This window comes from Streptomyces cadmiisoli (genome assembly GCF_003261055.1).
Classification (GTDB): domain Bacteria; phylum Actinomycetota; class Actinomycetes; order Streptomycetales; family Streptomycetaceae; genus Streptomyces; species Streptomyces cadmiisoli.
Map to the genome: position 1 here is coordinate 2,534,189 of NZ_CP030073.1, position 25,274 is coordinate 2,559,462.

23 protein-coding genes and 1 pseudogene are annotated in these 25,274 nt (G+C 72.3%); 11 read left to right on the forward strand and 13 right to left on the reverse strand.

What is annotated here, in order from left to right:
• Window positions 1–34 precede the first annotated feature (34 nt).
• Both DN051_RS10575 and DN051_RS10580 read left to right on the forward strand, forming a co-directional pair.
• The gene (locus DN051_RS10575; protein WP_053758357.1) at window positions 35–709 is read left to right on the forward strand and encodes a ScbR family autoregulator-binding transcription factor; all 675 of its coding nucleotides are present in this window, start codon (window positions 35–37) and stop codon (window positions 707–709) included.
• The gene (locus DN051_RS10580) at window positions 706–1,560 is read left to right on the forward strand and encodes an NAD(P)H-binding protein (RefSeq protein ID WP_112438586.1); all 855 of its coding nucleotides are present in this window, start codon (window positions 706–708) and stop codon (window positions 1,558–1,560) included. Before DN051_RS10575 ends, DN051_RS10580 begins: the two co-directional genes overlap by 4 nt.
• A gap of 64 nt (window positions 1,561–1,624) precedes the next feature.
• On the opposite strand, the gene DN051_RS10585 is transcribed toward DN051_RS10580, so the two are convergent.
• On the reverse strand, window positions 1,625–3,421 hold the full coding sequence (locus tag DN051_RS10585; RefSeq protein ID WP_112438587.1) for a S8 family peptidase: 1,797 nt from the start codon (window positions 3,419–3,421) through the stop codon (window positions 1,625–1,627).
• Between the two features lie 366 nt (window positions 3,422–3,787).
• Window positions 3,788–4,750, reverse strand: coding sequence for an ABC transporter substrate-binding protein (locus DN051_RS10590; RefSeq protein ID WP_112438588.1), 963 nt, complete (start codon window positions 4,748–4,750; stop codon window positions 3,788–3,790).
• A 418-nt stretch (window positions 4,751–5,168) separates the two neighbouring features.
• Here DN051_RS10590 and DN051_RS10595 point away from each other — a divergent pair, with 418 nt between their 5' ends.
• From DN051_RS10595 to DN051_RS10610, 4 genes are read left to right on the forward strand one after another with little or no spacing between them, the layout of a single operon-like run.
• The gene (locus DN051_RS10595; RefSeq protein ID WP_246040990.1) at window positions 5,169–7,796 is read left to right on the forward strand and encodes an ATP-binding protein; all 2,628 of its coding nucleotides are present in this window, start codon (window positions 5,169–5,171) and stop codon (window positions 7,794–7,796) included.
• Window positions 7,793–8,269: a roadblock/LC7 domain-containing protein gene (locus DN051_RS10600; RefSeq protein WP_053758361.1), complete on the forward strand. Its 477-nt coding sequence runs from the start codon at window positions 7,793–7,795 to the stop codon at window positions 8,267–8,269. The genes DN051_RS10595 and DN051_RS10600 overlap by 4 nt, the downstream gene beginning before the upstream one ends.
• Before the next feature lie 34 nt (window positions 8,270–8,303).
• Complete coding sequence (locus tag DN051_RS10605) at window positions 8,304–8,744, forward strand: DUF742 domain-containing protein (RefSeq protein WP_053758362.1); 441 nt, start codon at window positions 8,304–8,306, stop codon at window positions 8,742–8,744.
• Window positions 8,731–9,330, forward strand: a complete 600-nt coding sequence (locus DN051_RS10610; RefSeq protein ID WP_112438590.1) for a GTP-binding protein — start codon at window positions 8,731–8,733, stop codon at window positions 9,328–9,330. Before DN051_RS10605 ends, DN051_RS10610 begins: the two co-directional genes overlap by 14 nt.
• A 51-nt stretch (window positions 9,331–9,381) precedes the next feature.
• Here DN051_RS10610 and DN051_RS10615 read toward each other — a convergent pair whose 3' ends face one another.
• From DN051_RS10615 to DN051_RS10640, 6 genes are all read right to left on the reverse strand, one after another.
• Window positions 9,382–10,050, reverse strand: coding sequence for an ABC transporter permease (locus DN051_RS10615; RefSeq protein ID WP_053758364.1), 669 nt, complete (start codon window positions 10,048–10,050; stop codon window positions 9,382–9,384).
• Window positions 10,047–10,769 carry an ABC transporter permease gene (locus DN051_RS10620; protein WP_053758365.1) on the reverse strand — a complete coding sequence of 241 codons (723 nt, stop codon included), beginning with the start codon at window positions 10,767–10,769 and terminating at the stop codon, window positions 10,047–10,049. The genes DN051_RS10615 and DN051_RS10620 overlap by 4 nt, the downstream gene beginning before the upstream one ends.
• Window positions 10,766–11,905: an ABC transporter ATP-binding protein gene (locus DN051_RS10625; protein WP_112442213.1), complete on the reverse strand. Its 1,140-nt coding sequence runs from the start codon at window positions 11,903–11,905 to the stop codon at window positions 10,766–10,768. Before DN051_RS10625 ends, DN051_RS10620 begins: the two co-directional genes overlap by 4 nt.
• A 351-nt stretch (window positions 11,906–12,256) precedes the next feature.
• Complete coding sequence (locus DN051_RS10630; RefSeq protein WP_112438591.1) at window positions 12,257–12,979, reverse strand: FAD:protein FMN transferase; 723 nt, start codon at window positions 12,977–12,979, stop codon at window positions 12,257–12,259.
• Window position 12,980: 1 nt separating this feature from the next.
• On the reverse strand, window positions 12,981–13,406 hold the full coding sequence (locus DN051_RS10635) for an FMN-binding protein (protein ID WP_112438592.1): 426 nt from the start codon (window positions 13,404–13,406) through the stop codon (window positions 12,981–12,983).
• Between the two features lie 19 nt (window positions 13,407–13,425).
• Window positions 13,426–14,763 carry a ferredoxin reductase family protein gene (locus DN051_RS10640; protein ID WP_053758369.1) on the reverse strand — a complete coding sequence of 446 codons (1,338 nt, stop codon included), beginning with the start codon at window positions 14,761–14,763 and terminating at the stop codon, window positions 13,426–13,428.
• Between the two features lie 153 nt (window positions 14,764–14,916).
• On the opposite strand from DN051_RS10640, the gene DN051_RS10645 reads away from it, so the two are divergent.
• Together DN051_RS10645 and DN051_RS10650 are read left to right on the forward strand one after the other, a co-directional pair.
• A complete protein-coding gene (locus tag DN051_RS10645; protein WP_199314916.1) occupies window positions 14,917–15,606 on the forward strand; it encodes a response regulator transcription factor in 690 nt (229 codons plus the stop codon).
• Window positions 15,603–17,063, forward strand: coding sequence for a sensor histidine kinase (locus tag DN051_RS10650; RefSeq protein ID WP_112438593.1), 1,461 nt, complete (start codon window positions 15,603–15,605; stop codon window positions 17,061–17,063). Before DN051_RS10645 ends, DN051_RS10650 begins: the two co-directional genes overlap by 4 nt.
• Before the next feature lie 100 nt (window positions 17,064–17,163).
• Here DN051_RS10650 and DN051_RS10655 read toward each other — a convergent pair.
• Window positions 17,164–17,811: pseudogene (locus DN051_RS10655) on the reverse strand (PP2C family protein-serine/threonine phosphatase); the annotation flags it as partial.
• A 298-nt stretch (window positions 17,812–18,109) separates the two neighbouring features.
• Here DN051_RS10655 and DN051_RS10660 point away from each other — a divergent pair.
• Complete coding sequence (locus tag DN051_RS10660) at window positions 18,110–18,976, forward strand: undecaprenyl-diphosphate phosphatase (RefSeq protein ID WP_053758373.1); 867 nt, start codon at window positions 18,110–18,112, stop codon at window positions 18,974–18,976.
• 41 nt (window positions 18,977–19,017) lie between these two features.
• On the opposite strand, the gene msrB is transcribed toward DN051_RS10660, so the two are convergent.
• From msrB to DN051_RS10685, 4 genes are all read right to left on the reverse strand, one after another.
• The gene (gene msrB / locus DN051_RS10665) at window positions 19,018–19,425 is read right to left on the reverse strand and encodes a peptide-methionine (R)-S-oxide reductase MsrB (RefSeq protein WP_053758504.1); all 408 of its coding nucleotides are present in this window, start codon (window positions 19,423–19,425) and stop codon (window positions 19,018–19,020) included.
• A 13-nt stretch (window positions 19,426–19,438) separates the two neighbouring features.
• Entirely contained in the window at window positions 19,439–20,827 is a 1,389-nt protein-coding gene (murC, locus tag DN051_RS10670) for a UDP-N-acetylmuramate--L-alanine ligase (protein ID WP_112438594.1), read from the reverse strand.
• Window positions 20,828–21,210: 383 nt separating this feature from the next.
• Window positions 21,211–21,666, reverse strand: a complete 456-nt coding sequence (locus tag DN051_RS10680; RefSeq protein WP_053758375.1) for an indole-3-glycerol-phosphate synthase — start codon at window positions 21,664–21,666, stop codon at window positions 21,211–21,213.
• Window positions 21,667–21,838: 172 nt separating this feature from the next.
• Entirely contained in the window at window positions 21,839–22,606 is a 768-nt protein-coding gene (locus DN051_RS10685; RefSeq protein WP_112438596.1) for a pyrimidine reductase family protein, read from the reverse strand.
• Window positions 22,607–22,927: 321 nt separating this feature from the next.
• Here DN051_RS10685 and zapE point away from each other — a divergent pair, with 321 nt between their 5' ends.
• Together zapE and DN051_RS10695 are read left to right on the forward strand one after the other, a co-directional pair.
• A complete protein-coding gene (gene zapE, locus DN051_RS10690) occupies window positions 22,928–24,031 on the forward strand; it encodes a cell division protein ZapE (protein WP_053758377.1) in 1,104 nt (367 codons plus the stop codon).
• Window positions 24,032–24,687: 656 nt separating this feature from the next.
• Window positions 24,688–25,269, forward strand: coding sequence for a carbonic anhydrase (locus DN051_RS10695; RefSeq protein WP_053758378.1), 582 nt, complete (start codon window positions 24,688–24,690; stop codon window positions 25,267–25,269).
• The last annotated feature ends 5 nt before the right edge of the window (window positions 25,270–25,274 follow it).

The window sequence follows — 25,274 nt, forward strand, 5'->3', positions numbered from 1 at the left end:
TAACCGGCCAACTGGGCGCCGGGGAGGGTCTCTCATGGCGAAACAGGAGCGCGCCATCAGGACACGCAGGGCGATCCTGGAAGCGGCGGGCGCGGTCTTCGACGAGCACGGCTACACCACGACCACCATCGCCATGGTTCTGGAGCGTGCCGAAGTCACCAAAGGCGCGCTGTACTTCCATTTTCCCTCCAAGGAATCGCTCGCTCAGGCGGTCCTCGACGAGCAGGTGCCGTTCGGCGCGATTCCCTCGCAGCCCTGCAAGTTGCAGGAGGTCATCGACATCACGTTCGTCGTCGGCCAGCGGCTGCTGAGCAACGCGCTGCTGCGCGGCAGCGTGCGGCTGGCGGTGGATCAGTGCGCGCCGCCCGGGGTCGACCACACCGGACCGTTCCGGCAGTGGGCCGACCATCTGACACCGCTGATGGAACAGGCCCGCAGACAGGGGGAGTTGCTGCCGACGGTGGACCCCCGGGACACGGTGGAGCTGCTGGTGGGCTCGTTCACCGGCATCCAGTTGATGGCACGCGCCCTGACCGGTCGCGCCGATCTGGGCCGGCGGCTGTCCGTGCTGTGGTCCCACATGCTGCCGAGCATCGCGGTGCCGGGTCTGCTGCTGGGCCTCGACAGCCGGGCGGACCGGGGCGCGCGGGTCCTCGGTTCGCTCGACTCCCTCGAACCGCTCGACCCGCTCGCCAGGGCGGTCTCGTGATCCTGCTGACCGGGGCGACCGGCACCGTCGGCTCGCTGGTCGCCCGGCGCCTGGCCGGCTCCGTACCGCTGCGGCTGCTGACCCGCGACCCGAGCCGCGCGACCGGCCCGGCCGGGCCGCGGGTCGAGGTCGTGGCGGGCGACCTCGGCGACCTCGACGGTCTGCGGCGGGCCCTGACCGGGGTGCGGGCCGCGCTGCTCGTCACCGTCGACCCCCTGACGCACGCCCACGACGAGAACTTCCTGGCGGCCGCGCGCGCGGCGGGAGTCCGCCATGTGGTGAAGGTGACCACCCAGTCGGTGACCGAGCCCGACGCGACCGATCTGGTGACCCGCTGGCAGCGGGAGAACGAGCGGCTGCTCCGTGACTGCGGTCTGTCGTGGACCCTGCTGCGACCGCGTGCCTTCATGTCCAACACGCTGGGCTGGGCCCGCTCGGTCCGGGAGGAGGGCGTGGTGCGCGCGCTGAACGGCACGACCGAGGTCGCCGCGGTCGATCCGGGCGACCTCGCGGAGGTCGCGGCACGGGCGCTGACCGACCCGCGGGCGCACGCGGGACGGGCGTACGCGCTCACCGGACCCGAACCGGTCAGTCCGCGGCGGCAGACGCGGATCCTCGCCGAGCTGCTGGGACGACCGCTCGACTTCGTCGAGTCGACCGGCGAGCAGGCACTGGCGGGGCTGCTGCGCCGCCATCCGGAACCGGTGGCGCGTGCCCTGCTGGCGAGCGGGGTGCGCGGCCGGGACGGCGGGAAGGCCCGCCCCGACCCGACGCTCCCCGCCCTGCTCGGCCGCCCGGCCCGGAGCTACCGGGAGTGGGCGACCGAGCATCTGCCGGCGTTCCGCGGCTGAGGAGCGGGCGGTCCGGCCGGCGCCCATCCGCACCGGCCGGACCGTCCGTTCGCGGCCCGCGGCCTCAGAAGGTCAGGCTCCAGGCGTTGATCCGGCCCGTGTCCTGGGCGGCGACGTCCTGGACCCGTAGCTTCCAGGTGCCGTCGGCCGTCTCGGCCGAGGCGTTCACCGAGTAGGTGGTCCTGACGTCGTCCGCGGAGTCCGAGGAACTGGAGGACTTCAGGCGGTACGCCGAGCCGTCCGGCGCGACCAGGTCGACGACCAGGTCACCGCGGTAGGTGTGAGTGATGTCGACCTGGACCTGAAGCGCGGCGGGCGCGTTGCCGCTGCGGCCGCTGACGGTGATCGGCGACTCCACCGCCGCCCCCGCGTCCGGTACGGCGACGGAGGAGGTGCTGGAGAAGGTGGGGCCGGTGGGCGTACCCCCGGCCACCGCCTGGACCGTTCTGGCCGCGTCGGCGAGACCCGCGCCGCAGCCGCCGGAGCACGAACCGGGCAGCGTCCGCGCGTTGGTCTTGATGGCCGACTCGATCTGCGCCGGGGTCAGTGCGGGCTCGGCCGACTTCATCAGGGCGGCGAGGCCCGCGATGTGCGGGGCGGCCATGCTGGTGCCCTGGTAGTAGGCGTACGACTCCGTGGACGGCGTCCGCGTGCCGGAGTTCAGCGTGGAGTAGATGCCGTTGGCGGTGCCGGTGCCGGTCTGACCGCCGGGGGCGGCGATGTCCACCAGGGAGCCGTAGTTGGAGTAGGACGCCTTGGCGCCGCTGCGGTTGGTCGCGGCGACCGAGATGACGTTGTTGCAGTTGCCCGGCGAGTGGCCGGCCACGTTGTCGTTGTCGTTGCCGGCCGCCACGACGACGGTGGTGCCCCGGTTCACGGCCGCGTCGACGGCGCTCTGCGTGGCCGAGGTGCAGGCGCCGTCGCCCCCGAGGCTCATGTTGATGACCTTGGCGACGTGTGCGTTGGCGGGTACACCGGAGACGGTGCCGCCCGACGCCCAGGTGATGGCGTCGATGATGTCGGAGTCGTAGCCGCCGCACTTGCCGAGCACGCGGACCGGGGAGACCTTCGCGCCGTGGGCGACGCCCGCCATGCCCTTGTTGTTGCCGGTGACCGCGGCGACGGTGCCGGCCACGTGCGTGCCGTGCCACGAGGAGTTGCCGGCCGGGACCCCCGGGCCGCACTCGCCGGCGTTGTACCAGTCCCCCGGGTCGGCCGGGTTGCCGTCGCGGCCGTCGCCGTCGACGGACACGGCGGTGTCGGCGATGAAGTCGTAACCGCCGACGATGTTCGCGGCGAGATCGGAGTGCGCCGCGTAGCCGGTGTCGATCACCGCGACGGTCACGCCGCTGCCGGTGGAGGTCGGCCACGCGCCGGGGACGTTCATGCCGGCGGTGGCCTCGAACAGGTCCCACTGCTTGGCGTAGTCGGTGTCGTTCGGGTCGGCCTGCGGGGTGTTGAGGCGGTCCGGTACGACGTACGCGACCTGCGGGTCGGCCCGGTACTCGGCGACGACGTCGGCGACGTCCGTCCGCGTGAGGTCCTCGCCCAGGCCGACCAGGGCGGCGCCGGTGCCCAGCCGGCGCCGGAAGTCCAGGTTCTCCTCGGCCCCCGCGCCCTTCGCCTCGGCGTCGGCCGCTGCGGCCCTGTCCGATTTCGCCTCGGCGGCGCCGGACTTGTAGCCGACGATGAGGCGGTCGGCGGGGGTGCCGGGGGCCGCTTCGGTCTGTGCCGCCGGGACGGCGGCCCGCGGGGCGGGTTCCGGGGCCGCGGCGGCCGACGCGGTGGCGGCCGTGAGCAGTGCCGCCGAGACGGTGGCGACGGATATCAGCTTGCGTCCGAGGGCAGGGGAGGTTCGCAAGGGAATGCCTTTCGTGGCCGTGCTCCGGACAGCGCGGAGCGGCGGTCGATGCGCTTCGTCGTCGAAGCGGAGGGGGGTTGGTCGAAAAGCGATGTGCGGGACCGGCCTGGCGCGAAGCCGACCCTGCGGGGTTACCGGCCGGTCAGCTGTGCAGGAACGATAGGCAAAGGGGAGGTCACGGGGATACAGGGGAAACCCTTGATCCGACCGGAAATCCACCCTCGCCGTCCGCCTGTTGACCGCGCTTGCCCCGTTTCCGCTCCCCCGTGCCGCGTGGCCCGGGCGGACACGACGACGGGACGCGGGCACGGCCGGAGGTCGGCCGTGCCCGCGTCCCGTCGTCGGTGCGCGTTCCCGTCGCGTGGGTCAGTTCAGACCGACCGTCTCCAGCCAGTCCTTGGCGACGTCCAGCGGATCCTTGTTCTCCAGCTGCACCTGCGAGTCCAGGTCGAGCAGCGTCTTGGTGTCCAGCTTGGCGGAGACCGCGTTCAGCGCGTCGATGCCCTCCTGCGAGAGCCCGCTCTTGTAGACGAGCGGGGTCACGTTGGCGAACCCGAAGAGGTTCTTCGGGTCCTGGAGGACGACGAACTTCTCCTTGGTGATGGTCGGGTCGGTGGTGAAGATGTCCGCGGCCTGCACGGTGTTCTTCGTCAACGCGGCCTGGGTGAGCGGTCCGCCGGCGTCGAGGGCCTTGAAGGACTTGAATTTCAGGCCGTATTCCTTCTCCAGACCGATGAGGCCCTGGTGCCGGGTCTGGAACTCGGGCGAGCCGCCGATCACCAGCTCGGGCGCGATGTCCTCGAGGTCCGCGAGCGTGGACTGCGCGGTCAGACCGTGCTTCTCGGCGGTCTCGGCGTTGATGGACACCGAGTCCTTGTCCTCGGCCGGCGCCGACTCCAGCAGCGTCAGCTTCTCGTCGAGCTGGGTCTTGACCGCGGCGTTCACGGCCTCGATGGACTTCTGCTCCGCGTCGGGGTCGAGATAGGCCAGCAGGGAGCCGTTGTACTCGGGCAGAACGGTGATGGAGCCGTTCTTGAGCAGGCCGTAGGTCGTCTCGCGGCTGCCGATGTTGGGCTTGTACTCGACCTTGATGCCCTTGGCCTTGAGCGCCTCGCCGTAGATGTCGGCGAGCAGGATGCTCTCGGCGAAGTTGTTGGAGCCGACGACGACGGTGCCGCCGTCCGCCTTGCCCTCCGAGAGCGGGTTGTCGGACTCGTCGTCGGTGGACGAGCCGCAGCCCGCGACCAGCGCCGCCGTGACGGCGAGGGCGGCGGCGGCCGTGCCGCGGTGTCTCGTTGTGAACCAGCTGCTCTTCACGGTTGAAGTCACAATTCCCGTTCCGGGCCGAGGATGTGTGGGGCGCCTGACGTTGGCGGCCGTGCGGGTGTTCGCGCATGCGGGGTGCGGACACACCGCATCCACTGATCCAATCCAGCGGGTTCTCGGTCAGTCAAGAGCGGCCAGGTCACCAATTGGCGTCGGTGTGCGATCGGTTACGAACGATCCGGTAGCGGACGTCGAGCGCCGCGGAGCGGGTTGTAACGGATTCTTGACGTGGAGTGGCGTCAAGACACGTCGCAAGAGGCGATAGTCTCCCCGCAGTTGCTCTCCGGTCACAGCGGTGACACAAGCCGCACCGGTGTCGTCGTGCACCCGTTCACGCACCAACCGGAGCCGATCGAAAACGACACTCGACCGGACACGCGCGTTCATGGCGCGCCGTGCGACACCCGATGAAGGAGGCCCGGTGTCCACGAACGAGCGGGGCGAAGCCGCAGCGAGGGGCGGCGTCCGGGGCTTCACCGACCGCTGGCCTTTCCGCCGCAAGCTCAACGTCCTGGTCGGTGTGCCGCTCGCCGGACTCGGACTGCTGCTCTCCTATCTCATCTCCGACCAGGTGATGCAGGCGCGCAGCGCCGCCGAGGCGGCCACCCTCGTCCGGGACAGCACCCAGGTCGCGGAGCTCGTCGACCGGGTGGAGACCGAGCATCAGCAGGCCATCCTGCTGTCGGTGCGCTACGAGGCCCGGGAGACCGGCGCGCAGCCCTCGCCGGCCGCCTACCGCCAGGCGCAGAAGGCCGTCGACGCCCAGGTCCGAAAGGTCCGCGCCACCTTCGGCGACCGACTGCCGGACACCGAGGCGCAGGCGCTCAGAGAAATCAGCGGCCTCGGCAGCCTGCGCCGGACCATCGAAGAGGGCTATCTGCCCGCCGACAACATCGACCCGGCCTACACCAACGCCGCCAAGGGCCTGATCGACGGCCTCGGCCTGGACCGCAACGCGGCCCTCGCGGCCACCTTCACCGGCAATCTGCTGGACTCCCTGCTGCGCGCCGACGCCGCGCACAGCTCCTTCGAGACCAGCGTGTTCTCCGCGACCACCGGCGACTCCAACGCGCTGATCGAGTTCATCGGCGCGGTCGGCGCCTACGAGCTGTACACCCACCAGGCCGAGCGGTTCAGCCGGTTCGCCACCGAGGAGCAGGCGGCGGCCCTGCGCGGTATCGAGCACAGCGGCGCGCAGGCGACCATCCTGCGGCAGTACGCCGAGCTCCAGATCGACCCGAGCACGCTGCAGGCCGGGTCCCCCGCCGAGATCCGCGAGAGGTTCACCGAGGCCCTGGCCTCCTATCCCGCGTACCGGGAGCAGTCCGAGAGCCGGCTGCGGATCACCGCCTCGCTCATCGACCGGATCGCCGACCGCGCCGACGACGCCTCCAACGAAGCCTGGTGGAACGCCGCCTGGCTGCTCGCCGTGGCACTCGTCGGATTCCTGGTCTGGGGCGCGTTCTCGGTGGTGGTGCGCCGGTCGGTGGTCCGGCCGGTGCAGGCCCTCACCGGAGCCGCCCGGCAGGTGGCCGATGTCGCCGGCCGGGAACTCGACCGGGTGGCGGACGACGACGCCGAGGACGACGCGCCGCCCCGGCTGCGCGAGATCCCGGTCGGCGCGAAGGACGAGATCGGCGAACTCGCCGAGGCCTTCAACCATGTGCAGACCACCGCCGCCGCCCTGCTGGAGCGCCAGGTGCTCAGCCGGCGCAACGTGGCCGAGATGTTCGGCAACGTGGGCCGCCGGGTCAGCAACCTCACCACCCGGCAGCTCGCCCTCATCGACGCCGTCGAGCGCGGCGAGACCGACCCGGCCCTGCTCGAACGCCTCTACAGCATCGACCACATCGCGGTCCGGCTGCGCCGCAACGCCGACAGTCTGATGCTGCTGGCCGGGATCCGCGAGACGGTCCTCGACTCCGGGCCGACCGCGCTCACCAACGTCGTACGGGCCGCGCTCGGCCAGATCGAGGGCTATCAGCGGGTCGAACTGCACGCCGGTACCGAGATCATGGTGGAGCCGGACATCGTCGGCGACCTGACGCTGATGGTGGCGGAACTCCTGGAGAACGCGGTGTCGTTCTCCCCCGCGGGCAGCTCCGTCGAGGTGACCGTGCACACCGGGGACGCCGGAGCGGCGATCACCGTCGCCGACCACGGCCTGGGCATGAGCGCCGAGCGGCTGGCGGAGGAGAACGCCCGGCTGGTGCGCCGCGAACGCCTCGACCTGGTGCCGACGAAGGTGCTCGGTCTGTTCGTGGTCGGCAACCTGGCCCGCCGCTGGGAGATCGGCGTGACGCTGTCCCGGACGCCGGGGGGCGGAGTGACCGCCGAGGTGTCGATCCCGTCGTCGCTGCTGCTGACGATGAGCGCGCTGGAGCCGGGCCTGCCGCAGCCGCCCGCGATCCCCGCCGCGTCCGGCACGGACTCCGGCCCGCTCCCGGCGACCACGACCGGCGGCGACCGCACCCGCCCGAACCGCACGGTCCCCGCGCCGACGGACCGGACCGCGGCGGACGCCGCCGCGGCGGCCACCAGCTCGGCGGGCGTCCCGTCGGCCGACACCACGTCGCAGGACGCGGCCTCGGCGGGCGCACCGCGGCCCGGACACGACCGGCGCGAGGACGACGCCGCCTCCCTCCCCCGCCGCGTACCCCGCCGTGAGACGGCCGGGGGCGACCGGGCCCCGCTCATTCCGAAGGCCCGCAGCGAGGAGGCACCGGGCGCGACGGGGCCGGACGGGACGGCGCCGGGCGGCTCGCGCCCGCTGCGCCGCCGGGTGCGCGGTGCCACCCTGCGCACCCCCGCCGAGGCCGACCGGCAGGCCGCCCGGCCGACGGCCGCCCCCGCGGACGCCGAGGCGGTGCGCAGCGCGCTGGAGGAGTTCGAGGCGGCCGTGGCACGCGCGCATCACGACAGCGACAGAGACACCAGCAGAGACAGCGACAGAGACAGCACCCGTGCCGGCGGCTCCCCGGCCCTCGGCACGGCCCCCGAACCCAGCGACTCGCACGACCAGGACCTCCCGGAAGGAGCGGAGCAGTGAGCACGTCGACAGGTGGTACTCCCACGGGAGATTCCACGCCGGACGAACTGCGGGCCGCCGCGGCCGACTTCACGTGGCTGCTGAACCGTTTCGCGACGGAGACCGCGGGCGTCGTCGACGCCATCGCCGTGTCCTCCGACGGCCTGCTCATCGCCGTGGCGCAGCTGCGGGAGCGGGCACACTCCGAGCGGCTGGCGGCGATCGTCTCCGGCCTCACCAGTCTCGCCGCCGGCGCGTCCGGCAACTACGGCCTGGGGGCCCTCAACAAGGTCATCATCGACCTGGAGGGCGGCCATGTGCTGGTCTCCGCGATCGGCAGCGGTGCCGTGCTCGGCGTGGTCGCCGACAAGGAGGCCAAGCTGGGCAACATCGCGTACGAGATGACGCTGTTCGCCAACCGCGCCGGTGCCGCGCTCAGCCCGCAGCTCGTGCTCGAACTGAAGAACACCGTCGGCGTCCCGTCGACGGGCTGACCGGTCCCCGCCCGGTCGAGGAGGAAGACACCCCATGGCGGACGGCCGCGCTGTGAGCAGTGCCGGCGAGGACGGCTCCACGCCCCCGGGCCCCGTCCCCGCCGTGCGGCCCTTCCTCGTCACCTCCGGGCGGGTGGCCGGCGCGGGCGAGACCGCGTCCGGCCGGACGATCCCGGTCGAGACGCAGGTGGTCGCCACCGCCGAAGGGCTCGACCTCCTCGACCGGCTGTCCTTCGAGCGGCACGACATCGTGGCCGCCTGCCGGCAGCCGCAGTCGATCGCGGAGATCGCCGCCCGGCTGCGGCTGCATCTCAACGTCGTCCGGGTCCTCGCCGAGGACCTGCGCAGCGCCGGTCATCTGGCGGTGTACGTGCCGAACACCGCCGTCACCCACGACGCGTCCGTCCTGCGAAGGGTTATCGATGGCCTCCGCGCCATCCCCGACTCCCGGGGGGTACTCCGTGACACCGACTGAACCGCTCACCATCGGCGCGGCCGCGCGACGAGCCGTACGGCCGCCGCTGCCGGTGAAGATGGTCATCGCGGGCGGCTTCGGCGTGGGCAAGACCACCGCCGTGGGGGCGATCTCCGAGATCGAGCCGCTCACCACCGAGGCGGCGATCACCGAGGTCGCGGCGGGCGTGGACGATCTGACCCACACCCCGCGCAAGACGACCACCACGGTCGCGATGGACTTCGGCTGCATCACCATCGACCCCACGCTGAAGCTGTACCTGTTCGGGACTCCGGGCCAGGACCGGTTCGGCTTCATGTGGGACGACATCGTCGAGGGCGCGGTCGGCGCGCTGGTCATCGTCGACACCCGCCGGCTCGACGACTGCTACGCCGCGGTGGACTACTTCGAGCACCGGCAGGTCCCGTTCGCCGTGGCGATCAACGCCTTCGACGGGAACGTCGAGCACGCCCTGGAGGAGGTCCGCTGGGCCCTGGACGTCGCCGACCATGTCCCGCTGGTCGTGTTCGACGCCCGCGAGCGCGGCTCGGTGCGGGACGCGCTGCTCGTCGTACTGGAACTGGCGCTGGCCCGCACCGAGGGGTGAGCCGTCCGGCCGCCGTCCGGCCGCCGCCCGCCGGGGCGGGCGGCCCGGGGCTCAGCCGCTGCGGCGCACTCCCCTCGACACCGTGAGGCGTCCGACCGCCCAGAACACCGCGAGGGTGGTCAGCGCCATCACGGCGACCAGCGTGGCGCCGCCCACCACCTTCTCGTAGTCGCGCTGGTAGAGGCCGTCGACGATGTAGCGCCCGAGACCGCCGAAGCTGACGTAGGCGGCGATGGTGGCCGTGGAGACGATCTGGATGGCCGCGGAGCGCAGGCCGCTGAGGATCAGCGGCAGCGCCACCGGCAGTTCGACCCGGAACAGCACCTCGGCCTCGGCCATGCCCATCCCGCGTGCGGCGTCCACCGGCGCGGGGTCGACGGAGCGCATCGCCTCGTAGGTGGTGACCAGGATGGGCGGCACGGCGAGGACGACCAAGGGGATCATCACCGGCGCCATGCCGAGTCCGAGCAGCACGAACAGCAGCACCATCAGGCCGAAGCTGGGCAGGGCGCGGCCGGCGGTGGCGATGAGCGCGAGGGTGTTGCCGCCGCGTCCGGTGTGCCCGGTCAGCAGTCCGACGGGGAGCCCCACGGCGGCGGCGATACCGAGTGCCATCAGGGTGTACTGGATGTGCTCCAGGACGCGGGTCGGGATGCCGTCGTAGCCCTGCCAGTGGGCGCTGTCGCTGAAGAAGGCGTCGACGAAGTTCAGTACGTTCACCGGGCGGCGTCCTTCAGGGCGAGCGCGGCGGGTCCGGGCCGGGCGTCGGCGCCGGTCCTGGCGCGCCCGGTCTTCCCGGTGCCGCGGGGCATCCAGGGGGTCAGCAGCACACGCAGGCCGATCAGTACGGCGTCCACGAGGACGGCGAGCACGGCGGTGCCCACGACCGAGAGCCACACCAGGCGCGGCTGGTTGTAGATCATGCCGCTGTTGAGCAGGTTGCCGAGGGCGCCCTGGTTCCCGATCAGCATGCCGACGCTGACGAGGGAGATGCTGGACACCGACGCCACCCGCAACCCGGCGAAGATCGCGGGAGCGGCGATCGGCAACTGGACCAGCACATAGCGTCGTACGGGCCCGAAGCCCATGGCGGTGGCGGCGTCGAGGGTCTCCCGCGGCACCGAGCGGACGCCGTCCACGATCGCCGGGACGAACACCACCAGGCTGTAGACGGCCAGCGGGATCATCACCGTGATCTCGCTCATGCCGGTGTAGTCGATGAGGACGACGAAGAAGGCCAGCGACGGGATGGCGTACAGCACCGTCGTCACCCACAGCACGGGCGGGTACAGCCAGCGCAGCCGCACGCACAGCTGGGCGACGGGCAGGGCGACGAGCAGCCCGGCCAGGACCGGCAGCAGCGCTTCGCGCAGGTGGAGCCCGACCAGGCCGAGGTAGCTGTTCTGGAGGTCGCTGGGCATGTCGAAGAATTCGGTCATCGCGCGACCTTCTCCGCCCCGCCGTCCGCACGCCGTTCGGCGTGGGCGCCGCGGATCGCCTCGCCGATGGCCTGCTGGGAGACGACTCCGGCCGCGCGGCCCTCGCCGTCCACGGCGACGGCCCAGCCGGTGGGCGAGAGCACGGCGCAGTCGAGGGCGGCGCGCAGCGAGTCGGTGCCGGCGACGAACGGCCGTCCGTGCGGCAGCAGCCGCTCCGGCACGATGCTCCCGGCGGTCAGCTCCCGCGGGGCGCTCCAGCCGAGCGGCCGGCCGTCGAGGTCGGTGACGAGCAGGTAGCGCACGTCGCCGACGGAGCGCGCGGCGATCTGTTCGGCGCTCGCGTCGACGGCGACGATCGGCGCGGTCAGCAGTTCCAGGCCCGCGGAGGGGAAGAAGGACAGCCGCCGGATGCCCCGGTCGGCGCCGAGGAAGTCCTCCACGAACGCGTCGGCGGGGCTGGTCAGCAGCTCCGCGGGCGGCGCGAACTGGGCGAGCCGGCCACCGGTGCGCATCACGGCGACCATGGTGCCGAGCTTGACGGCCTCGTCGATGTCGTGGGTGACGAAGACGATCGTCTTGCCCAGTTCGCCCTGGATGCGCAGGAGTTCGTCCTGAAGGCCCTTGCGGACGACCGGGTCGACGGCGGAGAACGGCTCGTCCATCAGCAGCACGGGCGGATCGGCCGCCAACGCGCGGGCCACGCCGACGCGTTGCTGCTGGCCGCCGGAGAGCTGGTAGGGGTAGCGCTTGGCCAGGGAGGCGTCGAGGCCGACGCGTTCCATCAGCTCCCGGGCGCGGGAGCGCGCCTTCTCCTTGCCCCAGCCGAGCATGCGGGGCACGGTGGCGATGTTGTCCACGATCGTGCGGTGCTGGAAGAGTCCGGCGTTCTGGATGACGTAACCCATGGACCGGCGCAGGGTGTTGACCGGCTGCTGGAGGATGTCGACGCCGTCGAGGAGGATCCGGCCCTCACTCGGCTCCACCATCCGGTTGATCATGCGCAGGGTCGTCGTCTTGCCGCACCCCGAAGGACCGACGAGGACCGTGATCGACCGGTCCGGTATCTCGAGTGACAGACGGTCGACCGCCACCGTGCCGTCCGGGTACCGCTTGGTGACTGAATCTATCCGTATCAAAACGCCGAACACCCTTCGGGCTTGGCTGTCGTTGCTCGCCCGTGCCGTGGCGGCGGGCCGTTGCGGGGAGAGTCTAGACCGGTCGCGTGACCGAACTCTGGCGGGATCCGGCGCTCCTTCACCGTTCCATGACAGGGTCCGACCGCCCCGGACGTCCACGAGAGGCGCCCCGTGCGTCCCGCGGCGCGGTGCAACGGCGGTGGAACGCCGGCGGATCGGCCGTACGGCGCGTCGGTCCGGCCCGGGGCCCGTCGTCAAATTCCCGCCTGCCCCGCCCTTCGGGCAGCGACAGCAATGTGACGACAGGCCCTCGGACCGACCCCGCACCGCCGCACCGCTCCTGTCACCCCGTCACGCCGCGAGCGGCAGCCCGGCGGTTCGCCGCACCCGGCGCCGTGTGTCCACGGCGTACACCTCGCAGCCCTCGCGCCGGGCCGCCCAGGCGACTCCCTCGGGACCCAGCGCGAACGCCGCGGTGGCCGCGGCGTCCGCCTCCGTCAGGGTCGGGGCAACCACGGTGACGCTGAGCAGGCCGGTCGCCGGACGTCCGGTGCGCCCGTCGACGATGTGCCCGCCCCGCTCGTAGAGCGCGGAGGTTGCCACCGCACCGTCGGTCAGTTCCAGGACGGCGCACACCCGGCCCGCGTCGTCGGGGTGCCGCACACCCACGCGCCACGGCCCGCCGGCGACGACCACGTCTCCCCCGGCGTTGAGGCAGAACCGCCGTACCCCGGCGGCCGTCAGCAGCTCCGCCGCCCGCTGCACCGACCAGCCCTTGACCACCGCGCACGGGTCGAGGCCGCGCCCGGGCAGACGGGCGTCGAAGGCGCCGCCGGTCGCCACGCGGTACCGCTCGCACAGGTCGAGCACCTCGGTGAGGTCGGCGCCGACCTCGCCGGGGGCGATCTCGCCGCGGTCGAGCCGGGACACCTCGCTGCCCTCCTTGAACGGGCTGAACCGCTCGTCGGCCTCGCGCAGCCACGCGAACACGGCGTCGGCGAGCCCCTCGGGGACCTCCTCGTCGTCGATCCTCAAGGAGACGGGGAAGCCCATCACGTGCTCGACCCGGCGCACGTCAGGCGCCCCGCGCGTCGATGGCGGCCTGGAGGGAGTCCTGGTACGCCTCGCTGGTGATCGTCGCGCCGGACACGGTGTCGATGTCCGCGCTCTGCGCCCGGAGCGTCTCCTCGATCAGCGTCGGCACCGCGGCCGTGGTCTGCGGGTGGTTCGGCTGCTTCAGCATCCGCACGACACTGATCGCCTCGCCCTCGAAGGTCACCTCGACCTGGACGTCGCCCTTCTCGGTGGCGACGGTCGGGCCCGCGACGACGAGGGAGGCGGCGCCCGAGGCTCCCGCCGACGGGGTGCCGGAGGCGGTCGCGGCGGGGGGCGGCGCGGGCCGGTCGGGCCCGGCGGTGGCCGTGCCGTCCGCGGGTGCGTACCGCCAGACGGGGACGATCCCCGCGACGGTCAGGACCAGGACGGGAAGTGCTCGCTTCACGGTGTGTTCCCCGTTTCCGTCAGCCGGCCAGGCTGAAGCGCTCGAAGTGGATCTGCCGCCTGGGCACGCCCAGCTCGCGCAGGCTGCGCAGCACGGCGGCCGTCATACCGGGCGGCCCGCACAGGTAGACGTCGCGGTCGGTGACGTCGGGGACCAGCCGGGCCAGTTCGTGCGGCGCCAGCCGGTCCGGGGCGACGGGGCCGGTGACCAGGTGCAGTTCGGCGCCCTTGGCCTCGGCGAGTTCGCGCAGCTCGTCGTGGAGCACGGCGTCCCGTTCGGTGGCCACGCGGTGGATCACCACGGCATGGCCGTGCAGTTCCTCCAGCAGGGCCCGGATCGGGGTGACGCCGACGCCGCCCGCGATGAGCAGCGCGTCGGGCCGGGTGCGGTGCAGGGTGGTGAAGGCGCCGTAGGGGCCCTCGGCGAACACCCGGGTGCCGGGCCTGAGCCGGCGCAGCGCGGCGCTGCCGTCGCCCGCGGCCTTCACGGTCAGCCGCAGGGTGCGGCCGTCGGGGGCCGCCGAGAGGGAGAACGGGTTGGCCTGCCACCAGCGGTCGGGGGTGAGGAACCGCCACAGGAAGAACTGGCCGGCCCGCGCCGGCAGCCGGTCGAGGTCGCGGCCGGTGACATGGACGGAGACGACGTCGTCGTTCTCCGGGACGACGGCCGAGACCCGCAGCCGGTGACGGTGGTTGCGCCACAGCGGCAGCACCAGGCGGCCCAGGGCGACGGAGCCGAGCGCGACGCTCCACAGGGTCCACCAGTACGCGGTGGCCGCGGGCGAGGAGACGAAGGTCGACCCGGCGGCCACCTGGTGCGAGAAGGCGAGCACGACGGCGACATAGGTGTACAGGTGGATGAAGTGCCATGTCTCGTAGGCCAGCCGGCGCCGGGCGGAGCGCGCCGAGACCGCGCCGACGGCCATGATCAACGCCAGTGCGACGACCGCGCGCAGCACGCCCTCGACCGTCTCGGCGAGGTCGACCAGCTGGTTCACCGGGTCCAGGCCCGAGGAGTCGGCGTAGCCGAGGACGATGAACACCACGTGCGCCACCAGGGTCCACAGCAGACCGAAGCCCACCCAGCGGTGCCACAGGGTCAGCCGGTCCATGCCGATCCGGCGGTCGAGCCAGGGCAGCCGGGCGACGAGCAGCAGTTGGAAGGCCATGAGCAGGGCGCCGTACAGCCCGGCCGCCCGGCCCAGGACGATCAGCGCGTTGGAGGCGAATCCGGCCTGCGCGAAGAAGACGGTGACCACGGCCGCGTTGGCGGCGAGCACGGCGTACAGGCCGGCGCGGGCCATCACCTTCGGGCGTATCGCCGCGGTGGGCGCGGGCGGTGACTGGACGGTCGTCACGGACGGCAACTCCTCGATCGGGGCCTCAGGACACCGAGCTTCGCCGCCGGGAGCTGTCGAATCGCTGTCGTACGACTTTCAAGTGGATATCGATGTGGGCCCGGGGTCGCCACCGGGCCCGGTGCCGGTGAACGCCTGCCGCACTATGAACGGGTGGAAAAAGTACGACTCCTGGTCGTGGACGACGACCCGCCGATCGCCGATCTCGTCGCCACGGTCGCCCGCTACGAGGGCTGGGAGGCGGTCACCGCGAACTCGGGCGAGCAGGCGCTGAGCCGCGCCGCCGAGTTCCGCCCGGACATCGTCGTGCTCGATCTGATGCTGCCCGACATCGACGGCTTCGGCGTCCTGGACCGGCTGCGCGGGTCCGGGGCGATGGTGCCGGTGGTGTTCCTCACCGCGCGGGACGGGGTGGCCGACCGGGTGGCGGGGCTGACCCGCGGCGGGGACGACTACCTGGTCAAGCCGTTCGCCGTGGAGGAGCTGATGGCCCGGCTGCGGACGGTGCTGCGGCGCGCCGCGGGGCCCGGGTTCCAGCGGTCCGTGCTGCGGGTGGCCGATCTGACGATGGACGAGGACACCCGTGAGGTGCGGCGGGGCGGGAGACTGCTGACGCTGACCCCGACGGAGTACGAGGTGCTGCGCTATCTGATGCGCAGGTCGCCGACCGTGCTCACCAAGGCGCAGATCCTCGACCACGTGTGGGAGTACGGCTTCGGCGGCCGCTCCAACGTCGTCGAACTGGTCGTCAGCCGGCTGCGCCGCAAGCTGGACGAGACCGGCGCGCCGCTGATCCACACCGTGCGCGGCTTCGGATACGTGGTCCGGCGGGCCGCCGAGTGATCCGCCGGCTGCGGCGGACGTACCGGCGGCTGCGCCTGGGCACCCGGCTGGCGCTCGGGCTGGGCGCGCTGTCGCTGGTGGTGTTCGCGGTGGTGGGCACCGCCCTGACGACGTACATGCGCGACTACCTGTCCGCCCAGCTCAACGAGCAGCTGACACTGGGTCAGCTCGCCCAGTCCAAGAGCATCGCCGACCACGGCACGCTCCAGGGGAAGAAGTACTACCGCTGGTACTACGCCGTGTACGACGTGTCGGCGGGCACGCCGCTGCTGCGCAGGCCCGAGGATCCCGCCGATGTGCCGGAGGACCTCGCCGAGTTCACCGCGCTGGCCCGGGCCCAGACCTCCTCGGACACGGAGCTGCTGAGCACCGGGCACCTCACCGGCAAGGGCACCTACCGGCTGCGTGCCTGCGAGGTGGAACCCGGGGTGGTCCTGGTGAGCGCCGCGCCGATGGACGCCATCGAGGACACCGTGAGCCAGCTGATCACGATCCAGGTCGTGACGTTCGCGCTCGCGCTGGCCGCGCTCGTCGTCTTCGGACGGAAGATGCTGCGGCGCGGGCTGAAGCCGCTGAGCGACATGGCGCACACCGCGCACGGCATCGCCTCGCACGATCTGACCGAGCCGGCGGCGCGGCTGCCGCTGCGGGCCGACGGGCCGGGCGGCGGGCCGGAGGTCGAGGAACTGCGCACCGCGTTCAACACGATGCTGGAACACATCGACGACTCCCTCGCCGAGCGGGCCCGTGCCGAACAGCGGCTGCGCCGGTTCGTCGCGGACGCCTCGCACGAGCTGCGGACCCCTTTGATGTCCGTACGGGGGTACGCGGACCTGTTCCAGTACGCGGCCGCCAACGCGCCCGGGGAACGCGACGGGCATCTGGCACGGCTGCGGGCCGAGGCCGCCCGGATGGGCTTCCTGCTGGACGACCTGCTGCTGCTCGCACGGCTCGACGCGGCCGAGGTGGAGGCCCCGCTGCGGCTCGCCGAGGCCGACCTGGTGGAACTGGTCGCGCAGGCGGCCGACGCCTTCCGCGCCGCCCACCGGGACCATCCGCTGAAGGTGTCGACGCCGGACCGCCCCGTGCGGCTGCGGATGGACGCGCAGCGGATCCGTCAGGTGCTGGACAACCTGCTCACCAACGCCGCCGTGCACACCCCGGCCGGGACGGAGGTGTGCGTGGGGGCCGCCGTGACCGACGGCACGGCGCTGGTGCGGGTCACCGATCGCGGACCGGGCATACCGGCCGCCGACCGGGAGCGGGTCTTCGACCGCTTCTACCGCGTCGACAAGGCCCGCAGCCGTGACCGCGGCGGCAGCGGGCTCGGACTGTCGGTGGCGGGTTCACTGGTCCGGGCCCACGGCGGCACGGTCGAACTGACCGGCGAACCGAGCGGGACGGTGTTCACCGTACGACTCCCGATGCGGGCGGCCGAGGCGCCGGAGGCGCAGTGACGGCGGGGGGTGCGGTGCGGGAGCGGTGGTGCCGTCACCCCGGCGGCACCCCCTGGCGTCGGCGTACCCCGGCGACGGCGCGCGGTGCGCGTACGGCGGCTCACGGAGCGGGGCCGGAAGCCTCGTCGGCCTGTGGCGGGCGGTCTCGCAGGCGTGCCGCCAGGACCGCCACGTCGTCCTCCGCGTTCCGGGCGTCGAGACGGGCGAGGACGCTGTCCAGGATGCCCTCGACACCGTCCGCCGCGTCGAAGCGGAGCCTGGCGAGGCGGTCCAGGGACTCGTCGATGTCCTCGCCGCGGTGCTCGACGAGCCCGTCCGTGAACAGCATCAGGGTCTGACTCGCGTCCAGCCGGTACGTGGCCGGTTCGTAGCCGCCGAAGCCGGTGCCCAGCGGCGGGCCGACCGGCACCGGGAGCAGGGAGGTCTCCCCGTGCGCGTCGATCACGGCCGGCGGCAGGTGGCCGGCGCCCGCCACCGTGACCTGTCCGCGGTTCGGGTCGACGCGGGCGATCAGGCAGGTGGCGGGCCGCCGGTCGGGTTCGTGGGCGGCGATGTCGTCGAGCTGGCGCAGCACCCGGTGCGGCGGCAGGTCGGCGGAGGCGATGTAGCGCAGGGCCGAACGGTAGGCGGTCATGTCGACGGCCGCCTCCAGGCTGTGCCCCATCACGTCCCCGACGACGAGCAGCGTCCGCCCGAAGTGCAGCCGGACGGTCTCGCACCAGTCACCGCCGACCAGGGCGCGCTGCCCGTCCCGGAACCCGCCGGACCGGGCCGAACGCCGTCCGGGGCGGGACGCGTCCATTCTCTTGCCCAATTCCCACCTCCGGCCGGACTTCCTGGATTCGGTGAGATCCGGTGAGAATTTCACCGGTCCACGACCGGCGGTCCGATGAATCCTCGGCAATTCCCGAGTCGAACTCGGGCCCGGGGAAAAGCAGCTGGTTATGCTGTCGCTTCCTTCACGGACATCGGATCCTTACCGACAGCGGATCCTCAGGAACAGCGAATCCTTCACGGACATCGAAATACAGGGTGGCCAGAACCCCATGAGCTGGTTCGAATCCATCGTCCTCGGTCTGGTCCAGGGCCTGACCGAGTTCCTGCCCATCTCCTCCAGCGCCCATCTGCGGCTCGTGGCGGCCTTCTCGGGCTGGCCGGATCCGGGCGCGGCCTTCACGGCGATCACGCAGATCGGCACGGAGACGGCCGTGCTCATCTACTTCCGGGCGGACATCGGCCGCATTCTCGCCGCCTGGTCCCGTTCCCTGGTGGACCGGGAGTCACGCCGGGACCAGGACGCCCGGATGGGCTGGATGCTGGTGATCGGCTCCATTCCCATCGGTGTGCTCGGCCTGGCGTTCGACGACCAGATCGAGGGCCCCTTCCGGGATCTGCGCCTGACGGCCGCGATGCTCATCGGCATGGGCCTCGTCCTCGGGGTCGCCGACCGCCTCGCCGCCCGGACGGAGGCCGGTGCCACGTCCGTCCCGGGCAAGTCGCTGCGCGACCTCACCGTCAAGGACGGCCTGGTCTACGGCCTGTGCCAGGCGATGGCGCTCATCCCCGGCGTCTCCCGTTCGGGCGCCACCACCAGCGGCGGCCTCTTCATGGGCTACACGCGCGCGGCCGCCGCCCGGTACTGCTTCCTGCTCGCCGTCCCGGCCGTGCTCGCCTCCGGGCTGTTCGAGCTGCGGCACGCCGGCCAGGGCGGCCGAACCTCGTGGGGTCCCACGCTGCTGGCCACCCTCATCGCGTTCGCCGTCGGCTACGCGGTGATCTCCTGGTTCATGAAGTTCATCGAGACCAGGAGTTTCATGCCGTTCGTGCACTACCGCGTCGCCCTCGGCCTGGTGATCATCACCCTGGTGACCTCCGGCGTGATCAGCCCGCACGCGGCCGGGTCAGCCGGCTGACACCGGCCCGGGGACACCCCGGACCGGTGCGACCGGCGCCGTCACTCCCCTTCGGGCTGAAGCCTCAGGGAGATCGAGTTGATGCAGTACCGCTGGTCGGTGGGGGTGGGATACCCCTCACCGTCGAAGACGTGCCCGAGGTGCGACCCGCACCGCGCGCAGAGCACCTCCGTGCGGACCATCCCGTGCGAGCGGTCCGAGACCAGTTCCACCGCGTCGGTGTCCTTCGGGTCGAAGAAGGACGGCCAGCCGCAGTGCGAGTCGAACTTGGTCTCCGAGGTGAACAGATCGGCCCCGCAGGCCCGGCAGGAATAGACACCCTCGGTCTTGGTGTCGGTGTACTCACCGGTGAACGCGGGCTCGGTGGCGGCCTGGCGCAGCACGGCGTATTCGGCCGGGCTGAGCTCCGCGCGCCACTGCTCGTCCGGCTTTTCGACGTCGTACGACATGTGCGACAGCACCTCACTTCATCAGGCGGTCCAAAATGAGCGGGCCGAGGTCGGTGACATCGCCCGCGCCCATGGTGAGAACCAGATCGCCACCCCTGGCCATTCCCGCGACCACCTCGGGGACCTCCGCCTTGTCGTGGACCGGCGTCACGTCGGCACCGGCGGCGCGCGCCGCGTCGATGATCAGCTCGCTGGTCACGCCGGGGATCGGGTCCTCACGGGCCGGGTAGATGTCCAGGACCACGGAGGCGTCCGCCAGGGCCAGCGCCTCACCCATCTCCTTGCCGAGCTCCTGCGTGCGGGAGAACAGGTGCGGCTGGAAGACGACGAGGATGCGCGCGTCGTCCGCCGCCGCCCGCATCGCCTCCAGGTCGGCCGTCATCTCGGTCGGGTGGTGGGCGTAGGAGTCGATCACCTGGACCCCGGCCGCCTCGCCCTTGAGCTGCAGCCGCCGCTTCACTCCCGTGTACGCCGCCAGCGCCGGGGCCAGCTCCGCGGCCGGTACGCCGAGCGCGGCGCCCGCGGCGAGCGCCGCGACCGCGTTGTGGGCGTAGTGACGGCCCGGCACGGAGACGGTGAAGGTGATCCGCTCGCCGTCCAGCAGGACGGTGACCTCGCTCCTGAGCCCCTGCGGCACGACCGACAGGACGCGCACGTCGGCGTCGTCCGCCTCGCCGTACGTCACCGTCCGCACCTTCGTGCCCAGCCGCCGCGTCAGCTCCCGCGCGCCCTCGTGGTCCGCCGAGATCACCAGCGTCCCGCCGGGCACGATCCGGTCGGCGAAGGTCTCGAAGGACTCGTGGATCTCCTCCATCGACGCGTAGTTGGCGTGGTGGTCGAGCTCGACGTTGAGGACGATCGCCACCTCGGGCGCGTACTTGTGGAAGCTGCGGTCGCTCTCGTCCGCCTCTGCCACGAAGATCTCGCCGTCGCCGTGCAGCGCGTTGGAACCGGGGGCGTCGAGGTCGCCGCCGATCGCGTACGACGGGTACAGACCCAGTTCGGACAGGGAGACCGCCAGCATGGAGGTGGTCGTCGTCTTGCCGTGCGTGCCGGCCACCGCGATCGGGCGCAGGCCGTCCATCAGGGCCGCGAGCGCGTCGGAGCGGTGGACCACCGGGATGCCCAGTTCCGCGGCCCGGGTCAGCTCCGGGTTGTCGGCGCGGATCGCCGAGGACACCACGACACAACTGGCGTCGTCCGCGAGGTGCTCCGCCGCGTGCCCGATGTGCACGGTCGCGCCCAGCGCGCGCAGCGCCTCGGCGGTGGCGGACTCCTTCGCGTCGCTGCCGGCGACCTCGGCACCGCGCTGCGCGAGGATCTTCGCGATCCCCGACATCCCGGCGCCGCCGATGCCGATGAAGTGCGGTCGGTCCATGGCGTCAGGAAGGCCGGGTGCCATGCGTCTATCTCCCCAAGATCCGGTACGACGGTGAGCGCGCTCCTCGGGCGGACCGCGTCCCCACCTTATTGCGTGCGCGGGCCGTCACCTCGCAAGGGACGCCGGCAGCCGGGAGGCACGCGGACGCGCGTGTACCCGTGCGGACCAGGCCGCACAGGGGCGGTACCGGTCCGTGCCGGGCCTTGCTGGTGCCGCGTCGGGCAACGTTTGCCGGTCGAGGAGCGGCGTCCGGTGCGTGCTCTCGGCGTGCCGGCCGTGAGTCCTCGTACTGGATGTACTCGGGCTCTCGGCCGGTGCGGCGAGTGGGGGCACCTCCCACGCCTTTCAGGCAGTGGGGGAGCGTGCCGGGCGTCGCGACGGGGCGAACGTTGCCTGACGCGGCACTAGGCCTTGCTGTGCGAGAACAGCTTCAGGACCGGCACCCCCACCTTGTGCCGGGCCCGCGAGGCCCAGTCGCGGTGGAAGAACTCCTCCACGTAGTGCGGGTCGGTCAGCACGATCACCTCGTCGGCGCCGGTCTCCTCGACCATGCCCTTGAGCGCGTCGAGCGGGTGGTCCTCGATCAGCCGCCCGTCCGCCGTGCTGCCCGAGGCCCGCAGGCCCTGGAGGGACACGTCGAGCGCCCGCTGCCCCTCGCTCCGGGCCTCCTCCCCCTCCGGGGTCCGCCCCTCGCGCGCCGCCTCGTCGAGTTCGCCGAGGGCGAGGTCGTCGATGGCGCGCAGCAACCGGTCCGCCTGATCGCCGCGGGGCTGGAGCAGCACATGGAAGTCGACCGGCTCGTCACCGTGCAAGGTGGTGACGAACTCCACGTCGGCGGACGTCAGGGCTTTCTCGATCATCAAAACGCTAGTGAACACCAGGCGCCCCAATCTCCTCCGGGGCCCGCGAGACCCCTGTCCTCCGTGGCCCGTGCCAGGCCCTGCGGAAACCATCCTGCCCCGTGATCGCACGGGTACTGCGAGTCTTAGTGTGCCCGGCGAAAGCTAAACGGAACGGCATATTCCACCGATCTCAGGACCGACCGTGGCGAGCGAACAGAAAACCGTCCTCCTCCAGCAGGGACACCAGAGCCAAACGCTGCGGGACCGCTACCGACGGCCCACCGGTGATGCGCTGCGCGTCGCCCGCGGCAAGCATCGGGGAGATCGTCAGACACAGCTCGTCCAGCACCCCGGCCGCCACGAACTGGCCCAGCAGTCGCGGACCTCCCTCGGTCAGCAGCCGCGTGTGGCCCAGCTCGGCCAGGGCCCGTACGGCACGGGCGGGCTCCACGCCCACCCCGTCACCGGCGATCAGCACCCGGGCGCCCGCCTTCTCGGCCGCCGCGATCCGGTCCGCAGGCGCCGCGGCGCCGGTGAGGATCAGGGTCGGGGTCAGCGGCGAGGTGAACAGCGGCAGTGCGAAGTCCAGGTCCAGACGGGCGCTGACGACCGCGATCGCGGGCGCGGGCGGCTGTCCGGCGGCCGCGCGCAGGTCCTCGAACCCGGCACGCGCGCGTGCCGGGCGGTAACCCTCCTGGCGGACCGTTTCAGCACCGACCACGACGACATCCGCCAGCGCCCGCAGCGTGCCGAAGATCCGCATGTCGGTGGCGTTGGAGATGGGCTGCGAGCGGCCCTCGTGCTGGGCGGCGCCGTCGAGCGTGGTCACCATGTTGCCCCGCAGCCAGGCCCCCGACTCCCCGGGGCGGGGTTCGGGATGGGCGTAGGCCGCGGCCAGCTCGGCAAGGCTCCACTCGCGGTCGTCCGTCTCGGCGGTCACAGGGAACAGGCGTCGCATGCGGTGAGTGTTCCACGCGTGGCCGAAACCATCCGCCCCGGATACGGCCGACCGGGCTCCTCCCCCGCCGCTCGGCCGCTCGCGCGGTCTGCGTGACCCGTGACGATCCGGCGGCACCGAAAACGGCCGCCCGGCGCGGCACTGGTGCCGTGCCGGGCAACGTTTGCCCGTCAAGGAGCGGCGTCCGGTGCGTGCTCTCGGTGTGCCGGCCGGAAGTCCTCGTACCGGACGTACTCGGGCTCTCGGCCGGTGCGGCGAGAGGGCGTGCCGGGCGTCGCGACGGGGCGAACGTTGCCTGGCGCGGCACTAGCATGGGTAAGCGTGTCCTCCTCCACCGCCGCCGGGCGGAGCCCGATAACCGAAGCCGGCCCGCTGTCCCTCTGCGCGCGTGAGCCGCGCGTCCCCGCGGACCGGCTGGTCGCCGAGATGGTGCCGCCACCCCGCTTCGACTCCGTGCGCTTCGACACGTACATCCCGGACGCCGCCCAGCCCAGCCAGACGGACGCCGTGCGGATCCTGGCGGACTTCGCGGCCGGCCTCGGCGGCGCGCACGCGTCGGGCGCCGGCCGGCGCGGCTTCCTCGGTTTCGGCCGGGCCAGGGCGCCGAAGGCCCCGACGGGCCCCCGCGGCGTCTATCTCGACGGCGGCTACGGAGTCGGCAAGACCCACCTGCTCGCCTCCCTGTGGCACGCCACCCCGGCCGAGCCCGCCCTGAAGGCGTTCGGCACGTTCGTGGAACTGACCAACCTGGTCGGCGCCCTCGGCTTCCAGGAGACCGTCCGCACGCTGTCCGGTCACCGTCTGCTGTGCATCGACGAGTTCGAGCTCGACGACCCCGGTGACACCGTGCTGGTCTCCACGCTGCTCGGGAAGCTGGTCGACGCGGGCGTCGCCCTGGCCGCCACCTCGAACACGCTGCCGGGCAAACTCGGCGAGGGCCGCTTCGCGGCGGCCGACTTCCTGCGGGAGATCCAGGGCCTGTCCGCCCGCTTCCGGACCCTGCGCATCGACGGCGAGGACTACCGCCACCGCGGCCTCCCGCAGGCCCCGGCGCCCTGGTCGGACGAGGAGGTGACCAAGGCGGCGTACGCCACCGAGGGCGCCTCGCTCGACGACTTCCCGCATCTGCTGGACCATCTGGCGCGGGTCCATCCCAGCCGCTACGGCGCACTGAGCGACGGTCTCACGGCCGTGTGCCTGACGGATGTGCGGCCGGTCCCGGACCAGTCGACGGCGCTGCGCCTGGTGGTGCTCGCGGACCGGCTCTACGACCGCGAGGTCCCGGTGCTCGCCTCGGGGCTGCCGTTCGACCAGCTGTTCAGCGAGGAGATGCTGAACGGCGGCTACCGCAAGAAGTACTTCCGGGCGATCTCCCGTCTGACCGCGCTGGCGCGCGACGCGAAGCACCTGGCCGAGCCCCGGTAGCGGACACGCGCCTCGCGGACAAGAGCCGAATCACGCCAGGCCACCCGCGCTTTTGAGGCTCTGTGCGGCGCGAAACGCCGAGTTAACCCTGCAAACAACTTTGCAGGGTTAATGTCTTTCTTGACCAGCTGTTGACCAACCGTTGGTCCGCACTAGAGGCGTGGCGAAAGCGGAAGGGGGCTCATGTTCCGAGGTGGGAGGACTCCGACCCGGCTCTCGGCCGACACCGCCGTCCCGCCCGCCCGCCCGCTCCGCACGCCCGCGGCACCCTTCGCAGCTGCGCACACGTTCCGTCATGCAGAGGCCAAGGCCCTGCCCGGAAGCGAACCCTCCGGCAGGCCGCCGCGCATCGAGGACACCGGGTGCCGTCGCGTCACGCACCCCGGGGACCCCACCGGGCCCCGGCGAATACGCGACCGCCGCCGTGTGATCGCCCCCGCGCCCTTCGCGCCCGAGCGCCCCTTGCCGGCGCGGGGTCCGGGGGCCGAAACCGACACCGGCGCGTGCGACGCCGCACGCGCCGACACGTCGAGACGGGCGACCGCCCACGCTCCGGCCGCACTTGAGCCCTTCCGCGGCTGAGAACAGGGCAGTCCCCCACCACCGTCCTGCCCGCCCGACGCGCCCCCACGCGCGCCAGGAGGAAACACCACGTCATGCAGCCCCTCATCGACAACGCCCGTACGTTCGGACAGCGCCCTGAGGAGTTCGCCCGGTTGGCACAGGGCCAGTCCCCCGAGGTTCTCTTCATCACCTGCTCCGACTCACGGGTCGTACCGGCCCTGATCACGGGCGCCCGCCCCGGCCAGCTGTTCGAACTGCGCACCGCGGGCAACATCGTTCCCCCCTACACCTCCGACCTCCCCACCGGTGAGGCCGCCACGATCGAGTACGCCGTCGAGGTGCTCAGAGTGCGCGACGTCGTGGTCTGCGGCCATTCGCACTGCGGCGCCGTCGGCGCGCTGGTGCGCGGCGACGACCTCGACGCCGTGCCCGCCGTGCGCGACTGGCTCGCGCACGCCGCCGGTGAACCACCGGCGGCCGACCCGGGCGACCCGACCGTCGCCGAGGCGGTGCAGAGCCACGTACTGGCGCAGCTGCTGCGGCTGCGGTCGTACCCGTGCGTGGAGCGGCGCCTCGCGGACGGCCGGCTGCGGCTGCGCGGCTGGTACTACGAGGTGCACACCGGTGCCGTGCGCGAACACCGCGCGGACACCGACGCGTTCGAGGCCCTGTGAGTCCG

What these genes read in the sequence shown, in the direction of transcription:
- DN051_RS10575 (WP_053758357.1), top strand. Translation starts at nt 35, where the DNA reads ATGGCGAAACAGGAGCGCGCCATCAGGACACGCAGGGCGATCCTGGAA.
- DN051_RS10605 (WP_053758362.1), top strand. Translation starts at nt 8,304, where the DNA reads ATGGCGGACGGCCGCGCTGTGAGCAGTGCCGGCGAGGACGGCTCCACG.
- DN051_RS10620 (WP_053758365.1), bottom strand. Translation starts at nt 10,769, where the DNA reads ATGACCGAATTCTTCGACATGCCCAGCGACCTCCAGAACAGCTACCTC.
- DN051_RS10660 (WP_053758373.1), top strand. Translation starts at nt 18,110, where the DNA reads ATGAGCTGGTTCGAATCCATCGTCCTCGGTCTGGTCCAGGGCCTGACC.
- msrB (WP_053758504.1), bottom strand. Translation starts at nt 19,425, where the DNA reads ATGTCGTACGACGTCGAAAAGCCGGACGAGCAGTGGCGCGCGGAGCTC.
- murC (WP_112438594.1), bottom strand. Translation starts at nt 20,827, where the DNA reads ATGGCACCCGGCCTTCCTGACGCCATGGACCGACCGCACTTCATCGGC.
- DN051_RS10680 (WP_053758375.1), bottom strand. Translation starts at nt 21,666, where the DNA reads ATGATCGAGAAAGCCCTGACGTCCGCCGACGTGGAGTTCGTCACCACC.
- DN051_RS10685 (WP_112438596.1), bottom strand. Translation starts at nt 22,606, where the DNA reads ATGCGACGCCTGTTCCCTGTGACCGCCGAGACGGACGACCGCGAGTGG.
- DN051_RS10695 (WP_053758378.1), top strand. Translation starts at nt 24,688, where the DNA reads ATGCAGCCCCTCATCGACAACGCCCGTACGTTCGGACAGCGCCCTGAG.